This window comes from Nautilia sp. (assembly GCF_053994455.1).
Genome location: NZ_JBMYAU010000032.1, coordinates 22,314 through 47,231, shown reverse-complemented (window position 1 = coordinate 47,231; position 24,918 = coordinate 22,314). Strand labels below are relative to the sequence as shown.

The 24,918-nt window shown below is 38.5% G+C and carries 22 protein-coding genes; 17 read left to right on the top strand and 5 right to left on the bottom strand.

Translation table 11 applies throughout. The features are described from left to right. From ACXJIE_RS02415 to ACXJIE_RS02375, 9 genes are all read left to right on the top strand, one after another. Nucleotides 1-981 (top strand): MlaD family protein (locus ACXJIE_RS02415; protein WP_456479383.1); only part of this gene is annotated, 981 nt, incomplete at its 5' end. A 26-nt stretch (nt 982-1,007) separates the two neighbouring features. Next, nucleotides 1,008-1,232, top strand: coding sequence for a DnaJ domain-containing protein (locus ACXJIE_RS02410; protein WP_456479382.1), 225 nt, complete (start codon nt 1,008-1,010; stop codon nt 1,230-1,232). A 2-nt stretch (nt 1,233-1,234) separates the two neighbouring features. Then, nucleotides 1,235-1,828, top strand: coding sequence for a phosphoribosyltransferase family protein (locus ACXJIE_RS02405; protein ID WP_456479381.1), 594 nt, complete (start codon nt 1,235-1,237; stop codon nt 1,826-1,828). After that, nucleotides 1,828-3,996, top strand: a complete 2,169-nt coding sequence (locus ACXJIE_RS02400; protein ID WP_456479380.1) for a polyribonucleotide nucleotidyltransferase — start codon at nt 1,828-1,830, stop codon at nt 3,994-3,996. The genes ACXJIE_RS02405 and ACXJIE_RS02400 overlap by 1 nt, the downstream gene beginning before the upstream one ends. 1 nt (nt 3,997) lies before the next feature. Continuing rightward, the gene (locus ACXJIE_RS02395) at nt 3,998-5,092 is read left to right on the top strand and encodes a succinyldiaminopimelate transaminase (protein WP_456479379.1); all 1,095 of its coding nucleotides are present in this window, start codon (nt 3,998-4,000) and stop codon (nt 5,090-5,092) included. Further along, nucleotides 5,089-5,550, top strand: coding sequence for a hypothetical protein (locus tag ACXJIE_RS02390; protein ID WP_456479378.1), 462 nt, complete (start codon nt 5,089-5,091; stop codon nt 5,548-5,550). The genes ACXJIE_RS02395 and ACXJIE_RS02390 overlap by 4 nt, the downstream gene beginning before the upstream one ends. Beyond that, nucleotides 5,547-6,851, top strand: a complete 1,305-nt coding sequence (murC, locus tag ACXJIE_RS02385) for a UDP-N-acetylmuramate--L-alanine ligase (RefSeq protein ID WP_456479377.1) — start codon at nt 5,547-5,549, stop codon at nt 6,849-6,851. Before ACXJIE_RS02390 ends, murC begins: the two co-directional genes overlap by 4 nt. Further along, the gene (locus ACXJIE_RS02380) at nt 6,848-7,525 is read left to right on the top strand and encodes an aspartate/glutamate racemase family protein (protein ID WP_456479376.1); all 678 of its coding nucleotides are present in this window, start codon (nt 6,848-6,850) and stop codon (nt 7,523-7,525) included. The genes murC and ACXJIE_RS02380 overlap by 4 nt, the downstream gene beginning before the upstream one ends. A gap of 105 nt (nt 7,526-7,630) precedes the next feature. Beyond that, the gene (locus tag ACXJIE_RS02375) at nt 7,631-9,769 is read left to right on the top strand and encodes a BspA family leucine-rich repeat surface protein (protein WP_456479375.1); all 2,139 of its coding nucleotides are present in this window, start codon (nt 7,631-7,633) and stop codon (nt 9,767-9,769) included. Here the strand turns inward: ACXJIE_RS02375 and recG are convergent. From recG to ACXJIE_RS02360, 3 genes are read right to left on the bottom strand one after another with little or no spacing between them, the layout of a single operon-like run. Then, on the bottom strand, nt 9,766-11,550 hold the full coding sequence (gene recG / locus ACXJIE_RS02370) for an ATP-dependent DNA helicase RecG (protein ID WP_456479374.1): 1,785 nt from the start codon (nt 11,548-11,550) through the stop codon (nt 9,766-9,768). The two genes, ACXJIE_RS02375 and recG, sit on opposite strands and share 4 nt — an antisense overlap. Nucleotide 11,551: 1 nt before the next feature. Then, nucleotides 11,552-12,703 (bottom strand): M16 family metallopeptidase, encoded by a 1,152-nt coding sequence (locus tag ACXJIE_RS02365; protein WP_456479373.1) that lies wholly within the window; start codon nt 12,701-12,703, stop codon nt 11,552-11,554. A gap of 21 nt (nt 12,704-12,724) precedes the next feature. Then, nucleotides 12,725-13,285: a class II aldolase/adducin family protein gene (locus tag ACXJIE_RS02360; RefSeq protein WP_456479372.1), complete on the bottom strand. Its 561-nt coding sequence runs from the start codon at nt 13,283-13,285 to the stop codon at nt 12,725-12,727. A 56-nt stretch (nt 13,286-13,341) separates the two neighbouring features. On the opposite strand from ACXJIE_RS02360, the gene rsmH reads away from it, so the two are divergent. Genes rsmH through ACXJIE_RS02325 form a run of 7 tightly spaced genes read left to right on the top strand, consistent with a single transcriptional unit; the run spans nt 13,342 to nt 22,005 of the window. Beyond that, a complete protein-coding gene (rsmH, locus tag ACXJIE_RS02355; protein WP_456479371.1) occupies nt 13,342-14,274 on the top strand; it encodes a 16S rRNA (cytosine(1402)-N(4))-methyltransferase RsmH in 933 nt (310 codons plus the stop codon). Then, nucleotides 14,258-14,551 (top strand): hypothetical protein, encoded by a 294-nt coding sequence (locus ACXJIE_RS02350; RefSeq protein ID WP_456479370.1) that lies wholly within the window; start codon nt 14,258-14,260, stop codon nt 14,549-14,551. Before rsmH ends, ACXJIE_RS02350 begins: the two co-directional genes overlap by 17 nt. Before the next feature lie 53 nt (nt 14,552-14,604). Further along, nucleotides 14,605-17,727 carry an efflux RND transporter permease subunit gene (locus ACXJIE_RS02345; RefSeq protein ID WP_456479369.1) on the top strand — a complete coding sequence of 1,041 codons (3,123 nt, stop codon included), beginning with the start codon at nt 14,605-14,607 and terminating at the stop codon, nt 17,725-17,727. After that, nucleotides 17,728-18,945 (top strand): tRNA (N(6)-L-threonylcarbamoyladenosine(37)-C(2))-methylthiotransferase MtaB, encoded by a 1,218-nt coding sequence (mtaB, locus tag ACXJIE_RS02340; RefSeq protein WP_456479368.1) that lies wholly within the window; start codon nt 17,728-17,730, stop codon nt 18,943-18,945. Next, the gene (locus ACXJIE_RS02335) at nt 18,932-20,413 is read left to right on the top strand and encodes an AAA family ATPase (protein ID WP_456479367.1); all 1,482 of its coding nucleotides are present in this window, start codon (nt 18,932-18,934) and stop codon (nt 20,411-20,413) included. Before mtaB ends, ACXJIE_RS02335 begins: the two co-directional genes overlap by 14 nt. A 10-nt stretch (nt 20,414-20,423) precedes the next feature. Next, entirely contained in the window at nt 20,424-20,885 is a 462-nt protein-coding gene (bioV, locus tag ACXJIE_RS02330; RefSeq protein WP_456479366.1) for a pimelyl-ACP methyl ester esterase BioV, read from the top strand. A gap of 1 nt (nt 20,886) precedes the next feature. Beyond that, entirely contained in the window at nt 20,887-22,005 is a 1,119-nt protein-coding gene (locus ACXJIE_RS02325; protein ID WP_456479365.1) for a calcium:cation antiporter, read from the top strand. Here the strand turns inward: ACXJIE_RS02325 and ACXJIE_RS02320 are convergent. Further along, on the bottom strand, nt 21,999-23,123 hold the full coding sequence (locus ACXJIE_RS02320) for a PAS domain-containing protein (RefSeq protein ID WP_456479364.1): 1,125 nt from the start codon (nt 23,121-23,123) through the stop codon (nt 21,999-22,001). The genes ACXJIE_RS02325 and ACXJIE_RS02320 overlap by 7 nt on opposite strands. An 85-nt stretch (nt 23,124-23,208) precedes the next feature. Between ACXJIE_RS02320 and ACXJIE_RS02315 the strand changes: the two genes are divergently transcribed. After that, nucleotides 23,209-24,294, top strand: a complete 1,086-nt coding sequence (locus ACXJIE_RS02315) for a TRAP transporter substrate-binding protein (RefSeq protein WP_456479363.1) — start codon at nt 23,209-23,211, stop codon at nt 24,292-24,294. A 452-nt stretch (nt 24,295-24,746) separates the two neighbouring features. On the opposite strand, the gene ACXJIE_RS02310 is transcribed toward ACXJIE_RS02315, so the two are convergent. Continuing rightward, a complete protein-coding gene (locus ACXJIE_RS02310) occupies nt 24,747-24,875 on the bottom strand; it encodes a hypothetical protein (protein ID WP_456479362.1) in 129 nt (42 codons plus the stop codon). Between the last annotated feature and the right edge of the window lie 43 nt (nt 24,876-24,918).

Genomic DNA, 24,918 nt, shown 5'->3' with positions numbered 1-24,918 from the left:
GTAAGCGATATCAGGGTTTTGATTAAAAAAATAAACAGCACGCTTGACGAAAACACGATAAAAAATTTACAGTTGACGGTTGAGAACGTAAAAGACGCCTCTTTTACGTTAAAACATATTTTAAATGCTACGGATAAAAAAATTCCGGTACTGCTTAACAATACGAACTCGCTTGTTTCGGAATATAAAAAAGCCGGGGTCACCCTTAATAAAAAACTGCCGGACATCCTTGACAAAACGGTGGCCGTCCTGAACGAACTGAACACCACCGGAACGATTATCAACGCAAAACTCGACGTTCTTATAGACGAATATATAAAACTCGGGAAAAATGCCAACAGCATTATAAAAGACAATAAAAAAGACATAAACAACGCTATTGTAAGCGCCAAAGACTTTTTTGAAAGCGGAGGGGAAAGTTTTAAAAAAATCGACGATTATTTAAGCTCTCTTACCAAAAGCCAGATACTTGTTGACATACACAGCAATTATATGACCGGGGACGATTACTTTAAAACGTCGGCTTACATTTCTTATCTTCCCCAGCCGACCAAATATTACATATTCGGTGTAACGAGCGCCAAAGACTTTTCAAACCTCGCAACCGTTAACCTCAAACACCAGGAGGATAAAGTTTTCGTAACGGCTGAGTACGGAAAAAGGTATGACGATCTGCTTTTAAGGGGAGGCATTATTGAAAATACCGGGGGTCTCGGACTTGATTATTTCTTAAAAAAGGACAAAGTCAAACTGAGTGCGGAAATTTACGATTTCAACGCGGTAAACGACATAAGGGGAACCAATCCCCATTTGAGTTTGAAAGCGACGTACCTGTATCTTAAACACCTGCAAATTATCGGCGGGATAGACAACATTTTAAATACGGATGCGAGAAAGTTCTTCTTAGGGCTCGGAGTTAAATTCAAAGACAACGATCTTAAAACGATTTTAAGCGGAGGAGCGTCATCATTTCTAAAATAGAAGAGATAAAATGGGCATGCGGGGTTTTGGAAATCCCTCCTCTTAGCAGTATTGAGGATATAAATAAAAAGTACAAAAAACTTATAAAAAAGCACCATCCCGATATAAGCGGAAAAAACGGTAAAATAACGGAAATAAACAGGGCTTACGAAATTTTGAAAAATTATACGAAAAATTATAAATTTTCTTTCAGTGAAGATGAGATAACAAGACAGTATCCGGAGGAATTTTTAAAAAAATTTAAGGTGTGACATTGAAAAGGTTTAAAGACAGACAAGAAGCGCTTGAAAAACTGCTTTCCATTCTCGATATTAAGGCTGTTGACGATATGCTTGTCATCAGCATAAGCGAAAACGGGAATTATTATGCCAGGGAAATAGCAATGAGAGGGGGGCTTTTAGAAGGGGATTTTCTGTTTATTGAAGAGATAAAGTCGCCCGAAAACAAAGAAACGTCACTTGCCGCAATCAGTGAAACCAAAGATTACATATTGATAAACGAACTGATTGAGGCGTTTGAAATTACGGACGATTATATATTCAATGAGGCGGAAAGGGTGTATGAGGAAAAAATTTTACAAAATATATATAAATTTCGCGGTGGAGAGAGTATAATTTCATTACGCAATAGAAATGTTCTATTAGTAGACGAAGGTGCCAATACGGGTTTAACTCTTTTATGCGCCATAAAAAGCTGCATATCCAAAAAAGCGGCGAGTATAAACGTCGCAGTCCCCGTTATTGCAAAAGAGACGGCCAGGGTTATAGAAAAGCTGGTGGACAATACTTTTTTTGTTTATGAGATAGAAGATTTTGTTGATACAGATTTTTATTTTAAGGAGAAATAATGAGTTGTGTTGTAGAATTAAACGTTAATAACAGAAAACAGAAATTTGTTTTGAATAAAATAGCGAAACAGGCGAACGCTTCGGTGTGGTTTGAAGACGGAAACACCGTTATGCTTGCGACGTTGACGTACAATCCGGACGAAATGGTTGAGGAGGATTTCGTACCTCTTGTCGTTCAGTATGTTGAAAAAGCTTATGCGGTAGGCAGAATTCCTGCGGGGTTTGTAAAAAGGGAGCAAAAACCCGGGGATTTTGAAACGCTTACCGCAAGAATAGTGGACAGAAGCCTCAGACCGCTTTTTCCGAAAGAGTACGGATACAATACCGTACTGACCGTAATGGCTTTAAGTGCGGATGAGGAGAGTGATCTCCAAACGGCGGCGATGAATGCGGCGGCGGCCTGTATGTATTTAAGCGATTTGCCGTTTGCAAAAATGGTTTACGGAGTAAGGGCCACGAGAAAAGACGGCAAACTTATTATAAACCCTTCTTTAAGCGAACTTGAAAGCGGTGATTTCAATCTGTTTGTTACCGGCACGAAAGACGAGCTTTTAATGATAGAGTTTGCATCTCAGGGACAGGAAGAGGTGGAAATTATTCCCGTAGAAGATGTTATGCTTGACGGGGTTCCCGTTGAAAACAGTATTGTTAAATACAGAATTAATGAAATAAAAGAAGACGAGCTTGTGGAAATTTTAACCGAAGTTCAAAAAGCGATTAAACAGGGGGCGGAGGCTTATGAGGAGGGCTTAAAAGCGTTTAAAAAAGAGCCTGTTGAATTTGAAGAGAGAAAAGAAGCCGATATAAGCGGATTCGTTGAGCTTATCAGAAGCAAATATTCAAATGAACTCAGAGACATTATTAAACATTTAAGCAAAAGCGAAAGGGATTATCTTCTTAAACAGTTTGCAAGAAAAATAGCATCCGCACTTGAAAAAGAAGAAGAGTTTGAAGATATCTTAAAAGCCGTAAAACAGGTGAAAAGAGAAATCGTAAGAAGTATGATTTTAGATGAGGGAATCAGGGCTGACGGCAGAAAACTCGATGAAATAAGACCTATTTCGATTGAAACGAACCTGCTTCCGAGAGCCCACGGAAGCTGTCTGTTTACAAGGGGGCAGACCCAGGCCCTGGCGGTTGCGACAAGAGGAGGCGATATGGACGCCCAGGTTTACGGAAACCTGACGGACAAAGAGGAGAAACTCGAAAAATTTATGCTACATTACAACTTCCCGGCATTCAGCGTGGGAGAGGCTGAAAGATTAGGACCGCCGAGCAGAAGGGAGCTCGGACACGGAAACCTTGCAAAAAGAGCTATTGAGCCGCTTTTGGATCCGGAATATGACGAAACGGTAAGAGTGGTAAGCGAAATTTTAGAAAGCAACGGTTCATCGTCAATGGCGACCGTTTGCGCAGCTTCACTTGCTATGAAAGCAGCAAAAGTTCCTCTGTTGAAAATGGCTGCGGGAATTGCGATGGGGCTTATTACCGAAGAAAACAGATACGCGATACTTACAGATATTATGGGACTTGAAGACCACGACGGGGATATGGACTTTAAAGTGGCCGGAACGTTTGAAGGGATTACGGCTATGCAGATGGATATAAAACTCGGTGGGATTTCACTTGATATTCTAAAACAGGCCCTTTATCAGGCAAGAGACGCGAGGGCTTATATTTTGGAACTTATGGCAAACGCGGCAAAAGAGATTAAATACAACGAAGCCGTGCTTCCGAAGGCTTTAAGCTTTAAAGTAGAGCCTGATAAAATAATCGACATTATCGGAACGGCTGGTAAAACGGTAAAAGAGATCATCGCAAAATTCGGCGTGACGATAGACCTTGACAGAGATACAGGTAAAGTAAAAATATACGGGGAAGATCACGAATCGCTAAACGGCGCGAAAGATTATATATTAAACGTAATATGTAAAGACGATAAACCTAAAATTCCCGAATTTGAAATAGGCACCGTAATCGAAGGTGAAATTAAAAGAATTACGGATTTCGGAATGTTTGTAGAGCTTGTTCCCGGTGTCGAAGGACTGCTTCACAAATCCAAACTGAACGGCAGAACGCTTAACGATTTCGCCGAGGGGACTAAAATAAAAGTAAAAGTCTTATCACAAAGCGGATTTAAAATCGAACTAGCACTTGCGGACGGGTGAAATGTTTGAAAAGTATCCTTTTGAAAAACTAAACGAATTATTAAAAGATATCGAACCTGAAACTGAAAAAAGATATATTTTAACAATAGGGGAGCCTCAGTTCGAAACCCCTGAATTTATACAAAATGAACTTTGTAAAAATACAAAATATTTAAACAAATATCCCAAAACCGCAGGTGAAGAGATTTTGAAAAAGGCACAGAGGGATTTCGTTAAAAGAAGATATCAGGTTGAACTCTCACCTGAACAGCTTCTTCCGACATTCGGGACAAGGGAGGTTCTTTTTAACTTTCCGCTTTTTTTGAAACCAAAAAAAACCGCATTTCCGAATCCTTTTTACCAGATATACGAAGGTGCGGCGATTGCCGCGGGAAGTAAAATAAAATATATGCCTCTTACAAAAGAAAACAACTTTAAAAACACTGTTTCACAGCTTGACGGGGATGAGGATTTTATTATATTAAACACACCCAATAACCCTACGGCAAGTGTAATGGGTCTTGACGAGCTTTGCGAATGGGTCGAATATGCGTTGAAAAAAGACGTTGTAATATTAAGCGATGAATGTTACGGCGAGCTCTATTTTGATGAAAAACCTGCCTCAATATTACAGGCCTGTGTTAAAGCCGGAAACAGAAATTTTAAAAACATTCTTGCGATAAATTCGATTTCCAAAAGAAGTTCGGCCCCGGGACTTAGAAGCGGTTTTATAGCCGGGGATGGCGGAATATTAAAAAACTATCTTCAATTCAGGACGTATGTGGGATGCGCGTCGCCCCTTCCTTTGCAGTTTGCCGCGGCGAAAGCCTGGAGTGAAGATTTGCATGTTGAGAAATTCAGAAAAGAATACAGAAAAAATTTTGAAATAGCAAAAGAAATTTTGAACGTTGAAATACCTAAAGCCACTTTTTATATATGGCTTGAGGTGGATGATGATATAGAATTTACCAAAAAAGCGTGGAAGAAGGGTGTAAAGATTATGCCCGGTCGTTTTATGGGCAGAGTAGGTGCGGGTGAAGGGTATGTGAGAATAGCACTCGTATATTCCCCCGAAGAAACCGAAAAAGCGTTAAAAATAATAAAGGAGCTGTTATGAGTATAGCAAAACAGTATGAAGTTTTGGAAGAATTAATTAATAAAAACAAAGATGACGAAATAAACGAAGTTTTCAGAAAAATACTTGAAGAAACGTTTAAACTTATAAACGAAAAAATAGAAAACGAAAAAACCCTCGACGTAAACGATCCGGAAGAAGCTGCAGCCATCAGGGCTATGTTTGAATATATGCTCGAACTTTGGGACGAACAGGCGATAGACGAAGCAAAAGCCGTGGGGTATGATATGGTTTATCTTGTTGATGATAAAAAATTAAAAGAGATGTTCAGTATGTTTGTAATCGGAATGCTTGCAGGTCTTAGTCTTGATGAATTTTTTGAAAAATATGTAAAAAGCGATAAGGTTTACAAAGAAATGTTTTTTACCGAATTCGATGACAAAATAGATGATTTGGTTGTAAGATACAAAGATAAATTTAAAGAGGAGTTCAGCGCTTGAAAATCCATTTTGTAGGTATAGGCGGGATAGGTTTAAGCGGCCTTGCGAGGTATATGAAAGCAAAGGGCCATATAGTAAGCGGAAGTGACATAACCGAAACCAAACTTACAAGGCTTTTGCAAAAAGAAGGCATAGCCGTAACCGTACCGCATAGTGAAAAAAACATAAAAGATCATGACATAGTGGTTCACACTGCGGTGGCGAAACCTGACAACCCCGAACTTTTAGAAGCTAAAAAAATGGGAATAAAGACACTCAGCAGAAGGGAATTTCTGCCTTTTGTCGTAAATGACAAAAAGGTTATTGCCGTTTGCGGGGCCCACGGAAAAAGCACAACTTCCGCGATTCTGGCTTCCGTTCTTCCGGATACTGATGCGATTATAGGGGCGGAAAGCAAGGATTTCGGAAGCAATATGAGATATACCGGGAGCGGATATCTTGTATTTGAAGCGGATGAAAGTGACGGCAGTTTTATAGATTCGAATCCTTTTATATCGGTGGTTACGAATACAGAGCCCGAACATATGGAATATTACGACCATAGCCTTGAGCGTTTTTACGGACATTACGAAACTTTTTTGAAAAAAGCGCAAATCAGGGTTGCAAACGGAGACGACGAATTTATAAAAAAGCTTTCTTTTCCGGTTAAAAAAGTATCCGTGAAAGATGTTAAAAACATAAGATACGAAATAATAGAAAACAAACCGAAAACCGTATTTGAATATAAAGGTTGCGAATTTGAGGTTTACGGTTTCGGAGAGCATTTGGTGCTTGATGCGATTTTGGCGATTGAAGCCGCAAACGAGCTTTTGCCTTTGAAAGAAATCAGCCGAAACATAAAAAATTACCAGGGAATAAAAAAGAGATTTGACATACTTCAAAAAAGTGAGGGTTTTATTTTAATAGACGATTACGGACATCATCCCACGGAAATAGAAGCCACCCTTCACAGCGCCAGAATTTTTGCCGAACTAAACGGCATTGACAAAGTCACCGCAATATGGCAGCCCCACAAATACAGCAGAACGGTAGACAACCTCGATGCTTTTATAGAATGTTTCAACGAAGCCGACGAACTTGTGATACTTCCTGTATGGGAAGCCGGTGAAGAGCCGGTTGATATCGATTTTCCGGGACTTTTCGCAAAACATAACCCGGTGTTTGCCGAGCGTGTGAAGTCTGAGAGTAATGTTATTATGTTAATCGATAAAAAAAACGGAATTATTAAAGAGATAAAAAAAGGGCTTGTTATAGGGTTCGGAGCCGGGGATATTACATATCAGTTAAGGGGACTTATATGAAAACCTGCGGACTTATCGGCGGTATGAGCTGGGAGAGCAGCGCTTTGTATTATAAACTTATAAACGAGGGAATAAACAGAAAACTCGGAAATCTTCACAGCGGGAAAATCATTCTTTTCAGCGTTGATTTTGAGGAAATAGCCCTGCAGCAGAAAAAAGGAGACTGGAGGGGAAGTGCCGAAATCCTTTCAAATGCTGCTATCTCTTTGGAAAGGGCAGGTGCGGATTTTATTATGATTACGACAAACACAATGCATAAGGTGGCGAATGAAGTTGCGAATTCGGTAACAGTGCCTTTAATCGATATAAGGGATGTCGTTGTCGAAAACATTAAAAAACACGCTGTTAAAAACGTTTTGCTTTTGGGAACGAAATTTACCATGGAAGACGGTTTTTATGTTAATTACCTTCAAAAAGAGGCAATACGGGTACGTGTTCCGGATGAAGAGGAAAGGGAATTTATACACGGGGTTATTTTTAACGAATTATGCTTAGGAATTGTAAAAGACTCTTCTAAAAAAGCCTTTTTGGACATTGTTGAAAAACACGACGCCGACGGGGTAATATTAGGCTGTACCGAAATCGGTATGCTTATCACTCAGGGGGATACACTGAAAAAAGTATTCGATACCACGGTGCTTCATTCCGAAAAAGCTGTTGAACTCATGGTTTGAAAAATAATAAAAACGGCCGTATTTCAGTTAAATTCTAAAGAACACTTCCTTGACATTTTTTAAATCGGATTGTACAATTTATTAATTGTAGATTAAAGGGATAAAATGAAAAAATTTATTTTTTCCGTTGTACTATGCAATTTCTTTTTTGTAGGCTGCGGTACTCAAACGAGCACTAATATAAAAGGGGGTGTATTTGAAGATTCTCCGGTAAGCGGTCTTGATTACAGAACCAACACGATGGGCGGAGTTACGCAAGACGGTTATTTCAGATATGATTCCCGTGACAGGGAAGTGCTGTTTGCACTCGGAAATTTGAAAATCGGTACGTTTGATCTGTCCAAAATGCCTTTGAACGGAATTGTTCTGCCTGCGGATCTTTTCGGACTTGACAGAAACAACACAACGGATGAAAGGGTAATAAAAGTAATAGAGTTTTTGCAGAGCCTCGACGACGATGAAAATATAGACAACGGGATAAATATCACCGAAGAGACTAAGAACGCAATAAGTTATTTTGTGGAAATCAACGATACCATAGAAGAAAATCTTACGGACAATAATATAAGCATTTTAAAATATATGGTGGAAAAAATAAATAAAAGATGGATACCCGAAAGAGAAGCGAGGGAAAACTATAAAAAAGTTCTGCTCGAACTCGGATACGAACCGGATTTTATGCCTTTTACCACCGTTTGGAAAGTGCAGGGGGGCGAGAGTATAACAATACCGGTTAATCCGAATTACGTATATAATTACACCGTCGACTGGGGAGACGGGAGTGTTTCCGAAAACGTATATTTTTCAATATCTCATACTTATAGCGTAGGGGGCACGTACACTGTTAAGATATATAAAGAGTTTCCGGCCATGTATCTTAACAATGACGGGGTTTCGTTCTTTTCTGATCCCCATTATACGGGTAACGCCGATAAACTGGTTGACGTAATCCGCTGGGGTGATATTGAATGGAGGAGCTTTTACCATGCTTTTACCGGAGCCGAAAACCTTCAGATAACGGCATACGACACGCCTATTTTAAACCAGGTCGCAAGTATGGAAAACGCTTTTGCGGGGACGGATTTGAGTGTATTCGAAAATGTCGGCGAATGGAATATGACAAGCATCATAAACACCAGCGGTATGTTTGCCTGTACCGATTTTAACGGATCCGTTGAAAATTGGGATGTAGGCAGGGATCTTAATATGAGCCGTATGTTCGAATACGCCTCTTTGTTCAACCGTTCTCTTGAAAAGTGGAACGTATCAAATGTTACGGATATGAGCCATATGTTTGATCACGCCTCTTCTTTTAATCAGCCTCTTGAAAAATGGGACGTGTCAAACGTAACCGATATGAGTTATATGTTCGCTTATGCCTCTTTGTTTAACCAGCCTCTGGACGGTTGGAACGTAAGCAATGTTAAAAATATGGCCCATCTGTTTGACAATGCCCGCGTGTTTGATCAGACCCTTGAAAAATGGGACGTGTCAAATGTAACCGATATGGGTTATATGTTCGCTTCGACGGAGGCTTTTAATCAGGATATAAGCGGATGGAACGTCTCAAACGTAACGGATATGAGCCATATGTTCGAAAATACCGGACTTTTTAATCAGGCTATAGGAGGCTGGGACGTTTCGAAAGTTGAAGATATGAGTTATATGTTCAGCAATACGAGCAGTTTTAATCAGGATATAGACGCATGGAATGTGGGCAATGTGAAAAATATGAGCAATATGTTCAGTTTTTCAAGCTCTTTCAATCAGGACATAAGCGACTGGAACGTTTCAAACGTAACAGATATGAGCCATATGTTCGAAAAAGCTTTATCTTATAATGAAGGTATGATTTTTTGGGATGTATCCAATGTAAGGGATATGAGTTATATGTTCAGTTACTCTATATTTAATCAGTATATAAATTTCTGGAACGTTTCCAATGTGACTAATATGAGCCATATGTTTTACAGGAATCTCTATTTTAACCAGCCTTTGAACTACTGGAACGTATCAAACGTAACAGATATGAGTTATATGTTTGCGTATGCTAATATGTTTAACCAGGATATAAGCGACTGGAATGTTTCAAACGTTGTCAATATGAGCCATATGTTTAATTACGCCGGCTCTTTTGATCAGAATATAAGCGACTGGAACGTTTCGAAAGTTATAGACCATACGGATTTTGCTGTTTATTCGCCCATAGACGGCACGAGCAAAATGCCGAAATTTCCTTTTTAATCCCCTAAATAACGCTTTACTTCTTCAAGAACGGCTAAATCCGCCGTTTCGTCGAAATATTTAAAACTCTCCCCGCTTTGAATCTTTCCGTCGAGCAGGTCGCCCGATTTTCTGAAAGCGAGATCAAGTTCGGCGATTTTAAATCCGTCGAGTGTTTTGGAGAAAGATTCGAGCCTTTTGTTTTTTTTGTCGTTGGTATACAAAAAACAGTAGCCTTTTTGTCCGTATCTTCCAACTCTTCCTCTGAGCTGATGAAGAGTGGCAAGACCGAGCCTTTCGGCTCCGACTATTACTATTGTCGTAAGGCGCGGCAAAGAGATGCCGACTTCGATGACGGTTGTAGTTATTAAAATATTTCCTTTTTCTCTGAATTCTTTTAAAATTTCCTCTTTATTTTTGTCTTTTCCGTGCGTGATATACACACCCTCAAAATACTTAAGCCAGAAATTCTTGCCTTCTTCTATGCTTTGATAACTGAAATTTTCCGATTCTTCCACCAACGGATAGACTATTACAATCTGATTGCCGTATGATATTTCGTTTTGAATATGGGCTAAAAGGTGTTTAAAATCCTCTTTTGAAATTATTTTGGTGTCGATGTCTTTTTTAAAAGGAAGCTCTTTTATAAGGCTTACATTTACAAAACTGCTCATAATAAGGGCCTGGGTTCTCGGAATAGGGGTTGCGCTGAACTGAAAATAATGGGGAACTTTTGTACCCGATGAAGTCAGTTTTTCAAGTTTTGCCCTCTGGTTTGTGCCGAATCTGTGCTGTTCGTCAACCATTACCACATTTACCGGAGGCAGTTTTTGATATAAAAGGGCGTGAGTTCCTATTAAAAGGTTTGCGTTTTGTATATCTTCTTCGCTGAATTTACTCTTTTGGGTGACTAAAGTAATTCTCCATTCTCCATTCTGGCTGGTTGGGTAGGTTTTCCATTTAAAAAATTTTTTAGCTTCTTCATATATCTGGTTTGCCAGAATGGAAGTCGGACACATAATAATGGATTTTTTTGCCATATATGCCGTTGTGAGCATTACAATCGTTTTACCGCTTCCGACATCCCCTATAACGACCCTTCTCGCCTGCAAAGGTTTTGAGATGTCTGTTTTTATATCGTTGATTACTTTTATCTGGTCGTTTGTGAGTTCAAACGGAAGGGAATTAATAAAAGGCGTGGGATCCGCTTTTACGGTGAAAGAAGGCAGCTTTACTTTTTTGTTTTTGAGTTTGTTTAAATAATTGAAAATTTCAGCCCATTTGAGCGCGTACATAATTTTTTTTTCGTTCGTATGTTCAGGAGCCTGCGGAAAATGCATAAAAAAAAGCGTTTTGGCTATGTTTTCGGGCAGGATTGAAAGGTTTTGAAGTGTTACGTAACGTTTTATAAGCGCCCTGAGAGTTCTGATGTTAAGATTCGTTTTATAAACCGGTGTGATTTCATTGACTTTTGTAATCGGTCTTGGCTGAAGAATCTGGTGGTTTTTCACTTCACCTCTTATATAAAGCGTGTTACCCGGTTTAAATACGCTTTCGTGCCATTTTTTAAACTGAAAAAACACCCCCCATATAATCTGACTGACGTTTTTGAGATAAAATTTAACCCTTGTAACTTTGGGGGATTTTTTAATTTCAAGAATTTCGGCTTCAAAAGCCTGTGGGGACGGAAGAATATAAGGGTACAGATAATTGTCCTCATATTCTTTCGGTTTTACAAGTGCGAGTTCAAGGGGGGATTTCACCCCGATTTTTTTCAGTTTTTCGATATCCTCTTTTGTCATTTTATTCTTTCGTAACCATTGAAAAAGTAATGTCCGTTATTTCCGGGTGTTTTTTTATAAATTCGTTAACTTCGTCCAAAGAGGTGTTTTTAATCAGTTCAAGTTCTTTTTTATAATAATTCTCAGGCAGTTCCAGATAAATTTCATTAAATTTTTTGAGCAGTCTTTGTGTTAAAGTTTCGTTTCTTAAAGGTTCGCTTCCGATTAAAAACCGCTTCGCCTGATTAAGTTCTTCCTGACTTATTCCGTTTGCCTGAAACTCTTTTATCATTTCTTTTACGAGATTAAGTGCGTCGCCGCTGTTTTCAAGTTTTGTCTGAAGATATCCGCTTAAGAGTTTGTATGTTTTTCTAAAGTCGTTGCCGGCGTATGCGGAATACGCATAACCTCTTTTAACCCGGATCTCCTCCATCATTCTGCTCCCGAAACCTCCGGCTCCTAAAACGAAAGTCGCAATTTTGGCAAGGTGAAGCTCTTTTTTGTAATCGACGTCAAAAGGAGCCGCAAAATGGATATAGCTTTGTTCCACGTTTTTGTAATGGTATATGTCTTCATTTTTTTTGGGAGTAAAAAACGGAGTTTTTTCTTTTTCGGGACTGAAAAGTTTTGTTATTTCCTCCAAATTCTGTTTTTTACCGCCGTTGATGACGATGTATTCTTTTTTAAATAAAGAATTGTAAAATTTTTCAATATCGTTTAATATTATGTTTTCGGGGTTTTCCCCCATTACGGGACGGGAAGGGGGAGTGTTTTTGAAAATGGCTTTGTACAGGTTTGTCGCCGCTATATAATCGTTGTCGTTTTTTTTGTTTTGTATTTTGGCAATAATCTCCTTTTTTGATTTTTCAACCGATTCTTCCGTAAGATTTAAAGAGCAAAGAAGCTCTGCTAATAGTTTTTCGGCTTTTTTTTCTTTTTCGTTTAAAAACCTAACCGACAGGGAAAAAAACTCCTTGTTTACGTTTGCATGCAGTTCTATGGCGTCCTCTTCAAGCAAGGAATAGAATTTTTCTTTTTGTTTCAATGTCCCTTTCGTGTTGAAAATATGGGACAGAAAATAAGCAACTCCGTCCTTTGCGAAAATACTGCCGGAATTTTTAAAAATTATTTCAATTATGCTTCTTCCTAAAGCGTCTTGTTCGAATATTGTCATTTTACTCCTTTTTTATTGTTTTCAATGAGGGCTGTTTAATAAAATATACGCCGAATTTTCCAGAATAATCGCTTTTTTTATGGCTTCTTTTATATCCCTTGCAATTATGTAAACACCGAACCCTCTAATTATAACGATGTTTTTGTCTCTCAGGTTTTTGGATATTATAAAGTCTTTGTTTTCCTCCCATTTCTGGACATCGTCTATTTCTATTATTTTTACTTTGTCGAGTATTCTTTTGCCCTGATAGTCTATGGGTTTGAAAAAAGTGTGTTCTAACGAATATGTGATAATATTCAGGGGAAAAACGTTCAACACCGTTTTGGCATACGAAATGTCTTTATAAATCCTCGCATGTATGTTTACGTCGTTCGAGGCTTCCTTCCAGGACAAATCCTTTTTGTTTATATGAACTATTTTGCAGAAATCCTCCTCATAAATGGATTTGTTGTGATTGTTGATTATCATTTTATCGTTTTCAATCTTTAAAGATATACTGCCGACCGCAAGATTGAGCATATTTTTTTCATACAGGATTTTGGCCGTAAGTTTATATTCGTCTATAATCGTTTTAATTACCAAAACACGCCTTTTTTGATACAATTATACTATATTAATAAAGAATGGAGAATTGAAAATTGGACGTAAACACACCACATATTCCCGTTTTATTGAACGAAACGGTGGCTTTGTTTGAAAAAATGCCGAAAAACGGATATTTTATAGACTGTACCTTAGGTTTCGGAGGGCACAGCGAGGCCGTATTGACAAAATTTCCGGGAATTAAACTCATAGGAATAGATCAGGATGCGGAAGCTATGGAATTTGCGAAAAAAAGACTTTCCAAATTCGGTGAAAGGGTTTTTTTTATTAACAAAAGAGCCTCCCGTGCCCTTGAGGAGCTTCCGGAAGATCTGAAAATAGCCGGTATCCTTGCGGATGTGGGGGTCAGCAGCTACCAGCTCGACAATAGCGGGAGGGGATTTACCTTTGAAAGCGAAGAACTGGATATGAGAATGGATAAATCCCAAAAATTCAGTGCGAGGGAAGTGCTTAATTTCTATTCAAGGGAAGATCTCGAAAAAATATTCAAATATTACGGAGAGTGCGGAAGATATAAAAAAATAGCCGATATTATAATTTCAAAAAGACCTATTAAGTCCAACAGGGAGCTTACCGATATATTAGGGAAGGCGGGAATTAAAAACAAAAAAGATCTCGCAAAAATTTTTCAGGCGGTAAGAATTGAAGTAAACAACGAACTTGAAGAGCTTGAAAAAATTTTGGAGATTAGCTGCAAACTTTCGCAAGACGGAACTGTTTTGGGTATAATAACCTTTCATTCTTTGGAAGACAGAATAGTTAAAAACAAATTTAAAGAGTGGTCTAAAAAATGTATCTGCCCGCCGGAAGCCATAAGATGCGAATGCGGCGGCAATCATGAAAAAGGCGTAATTTTGACGAAAAAACCGCTTTGCGCTTCAAAAGAGGAGATTAAAATGAATCCGAGAAGCAGAAGTGCCAAACTGAGGGGATTTCAATTTAGGGGGGATTATGAAAAACGATGTTGAAACCGGTGAAAAAACCGAACTTTTAAACAATATAGAAGAGTATATACAAGAAGAGAGTATCTCATCGGATATAGTAAAAAATCTTATTTTTACGATAGTTTTTTCTTTGACACTGCTGTTTCCTAAAATATATATTTCGGCAAACATTTATTTGAAGTCTTATGAAATCAACAAACTTTTAAACGAATACTATTCCCTTAAAGCGGAAAATTCCCTTCTCGCTTCGAAAATAGAAAAAATCAAATTCAAAAACAGAATGGAAAAACTGACTTTTTAACTTCATACCTTATTAACCAATTTTTGATACAATTTTCGAAAAAAAGAGGACGGATGAAAAAATTTATAGAATTTTTTATTAAAAATGCCGTATTTACACATACACTTTTTATCATTGTAATAATTTCCGCAGTAATAGCATATAAAAACGTTGCCAAAGAGCTTTTTCCGCCCGCTACGCTCGATAAGATATTAATTCAGGGCGCATACCCCGGAGCGAGCCCCGAGACGCTTGATAAAATGGCGGTCGGTCAGATTGAGGACGATTTGAAATCTTATCAGGAAGTCTCTTCTATAGAAAGCGTTATCAGAAACGGAAGTTTCACCATTACCGTAAACCTGAAACCGAACTCCGACAAACTTGAACTTTTAAGCGAATTTAAATCGATTACTTCAAATCTGAAAAAAGATCTGCCGAGCGATATGAACGAACCTACGGTAACCATTGCAAAAAAAGCTTTTCCTTTAATGTTTATTTCTATAGCGAGCGATGTTTTAAGTAAAGACGAACTTTTAAACCATGCGGACAATGTCAAAAAACTTCTCAGCAGAATAAAGGATTTGACCAAAATAGACATAAGAGGAGATAGCGACAAAAATATCTATTTCGAACTGAACAACAAAAAAATAGAAGCCCTCGGAATAAACAAATCCCAGCTTATAAATGTCCTTTCACAGGTTTCCACCATTTTCCCCGTCGGAAAAATAGAAGGAAGCAGGCATTATTTTATTTCGATGTATCCTAAAAACGTTAATGAATTTAAAAATATGATAATAAGCGTGGGGAAAATTAAAATAAGACTAAAAGATATAGCCGACGTAAAAAAAGAGTACGCCACCCCTACGCAGATAGGGAAATATAACGGAATTCCGAACATAACCATCGACGTAAGAAAAGGTGAAAGCGGAGATGCCATAGCCATCAGTAAAAAAATACGCAAAATTTTAAAAACATACCATAAGAAACATCCTGAAGTTACTTTCGGTATTTCCACCGATACGAGCAAGTGGGTCAGAAACAGGTTTAATACCGTTGTAAGCAACATTGTATTCGGTCTTATTTTGGTATTTTTCGTAATGTGGATATTTTTAAACTGGAGAATTTCACTGGTGGTAACGATGGGGATTCCCACTTCGTTTGCAATAGCGATGATAGCCCTCGATTATTATAACTTCTCCCTTAACCTTCTTTCCATGCTCGGCGCCCTTATAGCACTTGGTATGATAGTGGACGAGGCCATTGTCGTAGGGGAGAACATATACCGTCATATGCAGATGGGAAAAGACAAGGTTACGGCGGCCATAGAAGGTACGAGTGAAGTTTTCTGGCCTGTGATGGCCGCGGCAATGACAACGGTACTCGCTTTTTTGCCTATGCTGTTAATAAAAGGCGAAATAGGGGTTTTTATAAAAATTCTTCCGGTCATGATTACCATACTGATACTTTCTTCGCTATTTGAAGCTTTTGTGTTTTTGCCTTTGCACTCGAAAGAGATTTTAAAAGTTGAAGAAAGTAACAAAGACAGGTTTTGGCGTGCTTTTTCGGGACTGTATAAAAAGATTCTTACGCTGTTTTTCAGGTTCAGGTTTGCCGCTTTGGCGTTTTTTCTGATAATTGTCCCGTTACTGATAGGTATCGGGATGAAACATTCTAAATTTCAGCTTTTTCCTGATTTCGACGCCAGTCAGATATATGTCAACGGAAAATTCGAGAGTAATTTTACAATTACACAGACTGCCGAAGCCATTAAAAAAATCGAGCGGGATTTAAAAAAATACGTAGGCGGTGACGTGGAAGGGTTTACAACCGTTGTGGGGATGCAGATGAACAGCAAAGGCGAAGCTAACGTAGGAGAGAATTATTTTCATATCTTTGTGGATCTTAACGACAAAAAGCCGTCCGATTTTTATAACAAATACATAGCGCCGCTTTTTCAGCCCATTAAAGTGGAAAACCAGATAAGAACCCATACTGCCCAGCAGCTTGCGCAAATGTTTAAAAAGGACTTTTCCGAAATAAAAATACCCGGAATGACTGAACTTAACGTGATAGTTCCTCAGGCGGGTGTCGTGAAAAGCGATATTGTCATAAGTTTGGGGGGAAAAAACCAAAAAGAGATCATAAAAGCCCTAAAAGAGCTTGAAAGTTTTATGAGAAGGATAAAAGGTGTTTACAACATATACGACGATGCGGAAATGGGGGCTGATGAGCTGAAACTTAAAATCAACCCTTACGGACAGAAACTCGGATTTACCCAGATAGGGATTTTTAACGAGCTTAGAGGTTTTTTCGCCGAGGCCGAATTTGACAAAAGTTTTGACAAAGATGGAATAGTGAAAATAATCCTTAAGGACAAACACAAGGATTCTTTTGGGGAACTTAAACATTTCAGGGTCAATATTCCGGGAACCGATCAGTATATAGAACTTGACAAAGTATGCGATTTCATAATAACCAAGGCTTTTAAAAAAATCCACAAATATGACGGAATAGCGGCAAAAACCGTATATGCCACCCTGAACAAAAAAATAATAACAACCGCCGATTTTTATAAAAAAGCGGCCGGTATACTTAAAAAATTCAAAAAAGAGGGACTAACGGTTATTATAGGAGGCGCCGCAAAAACAAGCAAGGCGTTTATAAAAGATTTGGAAGAAGCGCTTGTCGTTGCCGTGCTTTTGATATTTTTGATTCTTGTGCTTATGTTTAATTCAGCGGTGCTGCCTTTCGTTATTATTTCCGTTATTCCGCTTTCGTTTTTAGGGGTGATAGCCGGAAATATGATAATGGATATGAATATGACGATGCTCGGAATGATAGGTATAGTCGGACTTGCGGGGGTTGTCGTAAACGACGGTATAGTTATGATAGATTTTATAAAAAGGGCTGAAAGCGTCGAAGGGGTTTTGGAATTCGCATCCCACAGGTTAAGGCCCGTTCTTTTAACGTCGATAACGACGTTTTTCGGACTTCTTACGTTAATGTTTTTCCCGAGCGGCCAGTCGGCAATACTGCAGCCCCTTGCAATCGCCCTCGGGTTCGGTCTTGCGTGGGGAACGGTGCTTAACCTCTTTTATTTGCCGATTTTTTATTATATATTAAGAAGAAAAAGATTAAAATGCGAAATGAACAGTTTTTGTTACGAAATGTTTTCTAAAATATTTAAAAGGAATTAGTTGAAGGTTTTTATCAAAACGTTCGGATGCAGAAGCAACGCTTACGACAGCGAAATTATGAAAAACGTTTTAAACGGAAAAATTGCAAGCGCCGAAGAAGAGGCGGAATATATTATCGTCAATTCCTGTACCGTTACGAATTTCGCTGACAGGGATTTGAAACGTTACATAAACAGATGGAAAAATAAAAAAATCATTTTAACGGGCTGCGCGGCGTATACGCTCGGTGAAGAGCTGTTAAAAGAAAAAAAAATAAATTCGGTTATAGGACACCGGTACAAGGAACATATCGACAAATATCTCGATTTTGAAGGAATTAAATTAGGAGGGTTCGATTTTGTAAACAAAAAGATTATAACCTCCTATTCGAAAACAAAAGCTTTCGTTAAAATCCAGGAAGGATGCGATTTCGAGTGCGCTTATTGTATAATACCGAAAGTGAGGGGGCATTCGAGAAGCATTGACGAAAAAACAGTACTCGAGCAGATAAAAGCCCTCTCTTTAAACGGTATAAGCGAATTTGTGCTGACCGGTATAAATATGGGAAGCTACGGAAAAGATACCGGGGCGTCTTTGGCGGAACTTATAGAAAAAATTTCCGAAATAAGAGGAGTGAAAAGAATAAGGCTCGGCAGTTTAGAACCTTCCCAGCTTGATGAAAAACTGATTGAAATGACGCAAAACGGAATTCTTGAACAACATTTTCATATAGCCTTGCAGCATACGAGCGACAGAATGTTAAGGATTATGAAAAGAAGAAACAGGGTCAAACAGACGCTTAACCTTTTTGAAAAACTGGCGGATAAAGGTTTGGCGCTCGGAACCGATTTTATAGTGGGGCATCCGGGGGAGAGTGAGGAGATATGGGAAGAAGCTCTTGAAAATTTTAAAAAATATCCGCTTACGCATATACATGTATTCAGGTTTACACCCAAAAAAGGAACCGTTTCGGCGGAAATGAAGCAGGATGTAAGGGGTGATGTTGCAAAAAAACGCGCTAAAATATTAGAGGAAATCGTGCAAAAAAACAATTATAATTTCAGAATTAAAAATAAAACGGAACTGAGCGTGCATATAGAAAACAGAAAAAACGGATACTACGAAGGATGGGACCAGTTTTACAACAAAATGATAATAAAAAGCGACAAAGATTTAAAAAATTTTTGGATTAAAACCGGAAATTATGAAATAAAGGATGTAAACTATGCAGAAATCTAACAAAAACGCGGTTATAGTTTCCGCTTTAAGCGGAATATTGATAGCCCTTTTACTGTTCGCCTCTTTAAAAGGCGACGGTCTTGATATGAAAACCCTCGTTAACCAGATAGTTGCCGTAATTATCGTGTTCGGTTTTTTTATTCTGCTTATCGTGCTTTTAAGAAAAACCGTTCCTTCGCAGAATCCCCCCCAGCAGGTTCAGGTGCAGATGGATACCGGAATTGAAAAGGATTTCGTTATAAAACCGACGACTTCAGACGTTACGTTTGAAGATGTGGCCGGAATCAGCGAAGTTAAGGAAGAGCTTGTGGAAATTGTGGATTTTCTGAAAAATCCGGATAAATACAGGGCTTTCGGAATAGAACTTCCAAAAGGGGTGCTTTTAGTGGGTCCTCCCGGTGTGGGTAAGACGCTTATAGCAAAAGCCCTTGCGGGTGAGGCCGGAGTGCCGTTTTTTTATCAGAGCGGAAGCAGTTTTGTTCAGATGTATGTGGGTGTAGGCGCCAAAAGAGTCAGGGATCTGTTTACTAAAGCCAAAGCGGCGGCGCCGAGCATTATTTTTATCGACGAAATAGACGCCATAGGAAAAAGCAGGGGAAATCTGAGAAACGATGAAAGAGAATCGACCTTAAACCAGCTTCTGACCGAAATGGACGGCTTTGAAGGCAGCAGCGGCGTGATAGTAATCGGAGCCACAAACAAGGTGGAACTTCTCGACGAGGCGCTTCTCAGACCCGGAAGGTTTGACAGAAGAGTGTATGTGGAGCTTCCGGGGCTTGAAGACAGGGTTGAAATTTTAAAAGTCCACTTAAAAAACAAACCTTTTAAAGGAAACCTTGAAAACATCGCCAAAATGACCGTCGGTTTCAGCGGCGCCGCGCTTGCGAGTCTTGTTAACGAAGCGAGCATATATGCGCTTAAAAAGGGCAAACGTTTTGTGGAGGAAGACGACTTTTATGCTGTAAAGGACAAAGTCCTCGTGGGTAAAAAGAGGCTTCAGACTTACAACCCCAAAGAAAAGGAGATTTTAAGCTACTATCAGGCGAGTAAAGCCGTAATTGCCGAATGGCTCAGTGTAGATTTTGAAAGAATATCCCTTGTAAAGGACGATTTTAAAGAAGAGGACAAGGAGATTGTCTCCAAAACCGAAATAATGAACAAAATCCAGGTTTACCTTGCCGGAAGAGTGGGCGTGGAAGACAGGTTTAACGAAAAATATTCAAACGCCCACCTCGATTTGAAAAAAGCGAGGGAACTTGCCGAAAAAATGATACGAGACTACGGTATGGGGGAGAGTATAACGGCCGATGAAACGGAAACCGTAAAAATTCTGAACGATGCTTATGCGGAGGTAAAAGTGCTTTATTCTTCTAACCTTCAGATGATAGAGGCCGTTTATAAGATACTTCTTGAAAAAGAAGTGATTCACAAAGAGGATTTCGAAAAAATTAAAAATGATTTATTTTAGCGGTTTCTGTTTGAAAAACGAACAAGAATTGTTTGAGGGGTATATTGAAAACGGGGAGTTTGTCGTAGCCGGTTTCAGTTACGGGGCTCAAAAAGCGGTTGAATACGTACTGAATACGAAAAAAAGGGTTGACAAACTTCAGCTTCTTTCACCGGCGTTTTTCGATTACGGCCGGAAAATAATCGATATGAACATAAAGGCGTTTAAAAAAAACAGAAACGCTTATATTGAAAATTTCTTTAAAAAAGCGGGATTTTTTAATGAAAAATATTACGGAGACTGCAGCGAAAGGGATTTGTATTCTCTTTTTACTTTTGAGTGGGAAATAATAAAACGTATAAACAACGTAAAAATAGAGATTTTTCTGGGAGAATTTGATAAAATCATCGCTTTAAAAAAAGCGGAAGGCTTTTTTAAAAATTACGGAAACGTATATCTGATAAAAAAAGCAAATCATTTTTTAAGGAGTTAAATTGGAAGAACCCGCGAGGCATATTTTTAAAGAGTACTGGGATATTTTTGTAGGATTTTCTTCACTGCCTTTGGCTTTGCTGTTTCATTTGCAAAACGGGAATCTGTTAGCCACTTTTTTCGCAGCCGCGGGTATAGGGGCGCTTGCCGTAACCATAAGCGAAATTGCCGAAATTCTTGCGGAAAGGTTCGGGGAGCCGTTCGGAAGTCTGATTTTAACGTTCAGTGCCGTGCTTGTGGAGATTTTGATACTGTTTATGGTCGTGCTGGAGGCCAAAATACATCCGGAGGTCGTAGAAACCGTTAAAAACGGTATTATCGCCACCGTTATAGTTGATTTGAACGCACTTCTCGGAATAGCGGTTTTTGTAGGGGGGCTCAGTTTTAAAGAGCAGGTGCACAACGAAGACACTTCCGCAAGTTACACCACCGTTTTGTTCGTAGCCGCCGCTATGCTTCTGGTGCCGACCACCATTTCCATGCATTCGGATCAGAAGTCTTTATACAACGCAAGCCTGATAATGGCTTTTTTGCTGGCCGTTTATTATTTCTTTATTTTCAGATTCCAGACCGATACGCATGTGCACTTTTTTAAATTTAAAAAAAGAAGCAGGGTGAAAAAATACAAAAGGGAAGACGATGACGCGGAGGATTATTATTTCGAAAAAAAATCCAATCTGTTTAACATAGTCTTTTTAATCTTCCTGCTTGTGATTATAGGGATACTTTCGGAAATATTTGCCAACGACGGTGTGAACGTGTTTCAGAATTTCGGACTGACTGCCGGGTTTGTCGGTATTTTGATAGCCTTCGTAACTGTTGCCCCGGAACTTTTTACTGCAATAAGAGCGGCTAAAAACGATGAAATGCAGCGTGTTGTAAACATTGCCATGGGCGCGAGTACGGTGAGTATTCTTTTAACCGTGCCTTCTTTGATATTTCTTTCCTTGCTCGTAGGGGTGGATCTCACCCTCGATTTTACTCCTTTGCAGGTGGGGGCGTTGATACTTACCATTTTACTTGTCTGGAAAACAACCGAAGACGGGGAGACGAATTATCTTGAGGGTCTTTCGCATTTGATGCTTTTTTTGAGTTACGCCGTTATAGCTGTTTTTTATTGATTTAAAAGCTTTTTGGGCGGAGCGGTTTTAAGTCTAAGCGTTATTATGTTTTTCCCGTCCGTTTTTATACTTAGGTCATATTCGAAAAGGTTGGCTATTTTTTTTACCAAAAAGAGTCCCATTCCCGTTTGGGAATTGTTTTTAAGCTGGTGAAAAAAATCGAACACTTTCAGTTTGTCTTTTATAGTTTCCCCGTCGTTTTCTATTGTTATTACAGGTTCTCCGTTTTCTTTGTATAAAGAGAGTGTTACGTTGTTTTCCGAATATAAAAGGGCGTTCATATAAAGTATTTCAAGCATCATTAAAAACAGTCCCCTGTCGGTTTCAATCATTATGTTTTTGTTCAAAATTTTAAGTTTTACGTTTTTGTCGTAAAGTTTGTAATACTTTCTGAACAGATGCCGGATGACACCCGCTATATTGACGCTTTCGATTTTAGGTTTGATTTTTTTGTTTTTGAATGCGAGAATCGTTTTTAAAACGTTATAGCTTCTTTGAAGTATATAACCTTCTTTCAATACGGATTTGTTGTATTGTTTGATTTTTTTTACGTTTATCTCTTTTTTTGAAAGCTCCTCTTCTATCAGTTTGGCGTTTTTTGTAATGACGAACGTGGGGTTTTTAAGTTTTTTTAAAAAATAATCTATCAGCGAATAGACAAAAAGCTCTTTTTCCTCCTGCAGCTGCATTCTCTTTGTAATATCCTGCCTGATGGCTATATACTCTTTTATATTTCCTTTTTCGTCTTTTATAGGGATAATATTTGCTAATACGTAATATTCCCCTCCGTCTTTTTTTCTGTTTTTTATCACCGCTTTAAAGATTTTTCCTTTTTTTATCGTGTTCCAGAGTTTTTTAAAAATAAGTCTGGGCATCTGCGGATGGCGGACGATACTGTGGGGCCTTCCTATCAGTTCTTCTTTTTCGAACCCGGATATTTTCTCAAACATTTCGTTTACGTCGGTTATGATCCCCTTTTCGTCGGTTTTGGAGATTATCATCGTTTTATCAAGGGCTTCTTTAATCTGTTTTAAGTAATTAAGCTCTTTTTTTAGCGCTTCGTTTTCTTTTTTTATTTTTTCGTTTTCCTGTTTCAGTTTTTCTATTTCTTCACTCATTTTTCAGTTCTTTTTTTGTTTTATTATACTAAAATTTAAAACTTTGGTATTATTATTGAGTGAAAATTAAAAAAAAGGAGTGTTAATGGACAGAAGAAAATTTTTAAAAACGGCGGGAATAGGGGCCGTTGCGGCGTCAACATTTACAACGAACCTGTATGCCAAAACGACTAAAACGCTGAAAGTGTGTTTATCATGGCCAAAAACGCTGCCTATTATGGGTGAAGGTATTTTATGGTATGCAAAAAGAGTAAAAGAATTAAGCGGCGGAAGTATTAAAATAAAGGTTTACGGCGCGAACGAATTGGTACCGGCGCTTCAGGTGTTCGATGCGTGTTCGAAAGGGCTTATCGACGGTTTTCATTCGGGGCCTTATTACTGGAAAGGTAAAAACCCGGCATTCAGTCTCTTTACGGCATATCCTTTCGGAATGGTAGCCGATGAAATGATGGCATGGTTTGATTTCGGCGGCGGAATGGATATCTGGAGGGAATTATATGCAAAACACAACCTTGTTCCGTTTAAAGGCGGAAACACCGGTAACCAGATGGGCGGATGGTTCAGAAAACCGATAAAATCCCTTGCCGATATGAAGGGTCTTAAAATGCGTATTCCCGGTCTCGGCGGTGAAGTTATGGCCGCTTTGGGCGTAAAACCCGTAAATATCCCGGGAGGAGAGATTTATACGGCTTTAGAAAGAGGAGTAATAGACGCCACCGAATGGGTAGGACCCGCTCTTGATACCAAAATGGGATTCTATAAAGTGGCTAAGTACTACTATTCAGGATGGCATGAACCGGGAACTAACTTAGAACTAACATTCAATAAAAGAAAATTCGAAAGACTTTCAAAAGAACAGCAGGCGATTCTTGAAGCTGCGGCAAACGAAATGAATGCGAGAATGCTTGCACAATTCCAATACGAAAACGGCGTAGCGCTTAAAAAAATAATGGAAGGAAAATACGGCGTTCATTTAGGACAGTTCCCTGATGACGTAAACGAAGCGGCGAAAAGGGCGATTAAAAAAATCTTGGAGGAAAACGCAAATAAAAACAGAGATTTTGCAAGAGTTTACGAATCAATCCAGAAATTTTTCCCTACCACAAGAAAATGGACGGATGTGGGAATGAAATCCTATCTCGATATAAGAGACAGCGGAATGCTGGTTTGATTTTTCCCCTTTTGGGGAATTTAATGTTGGATTTTTAATGTTGTTAAATTATGAATTATTATCTCTGAAAAAAGCGATGTTTTTCAGAGAGTTCAATTAATTGTATACTTTCACATTCCTTATCGCTTATACTCAGAGAACCAATAATTATTTCTCGTGTTGAGGTTTGTGTTCGGTTGGTTGAGTATCAATCCACATAAAATACAAAAATGCTATTAAAATCGAAAATCCTAATACATAACCTATTATTTCCATCATTACAATTCCTTTTCTAAAAGTTCTAATAAAATTTGGTATTCTTTTGTTAAAGTGTCAATTCTTTTAATTGAAATTATGATTCCGATCAATGCAATTATTAATATAAATATAATAGTTAAATTCATATGCAATTTATTCTGTGATGCACTAATAATTATCCTTAAAGTGCACAACCGGTTGCGCCCGGATGTCCGTTAAGCGCGTGATGCACTAACAATTATCCCTAAAGTGCCTGAAACTATTCCAAAAATTATATATCTCCAAAATCTTAATTTTTCAAGCAATAAATCAAACTCTTTCTGCAATCTTTCTTTTGCTCCCATTATAAATCCGTTTTTTTAAGATTTTACTATTCATTTCTCTCGA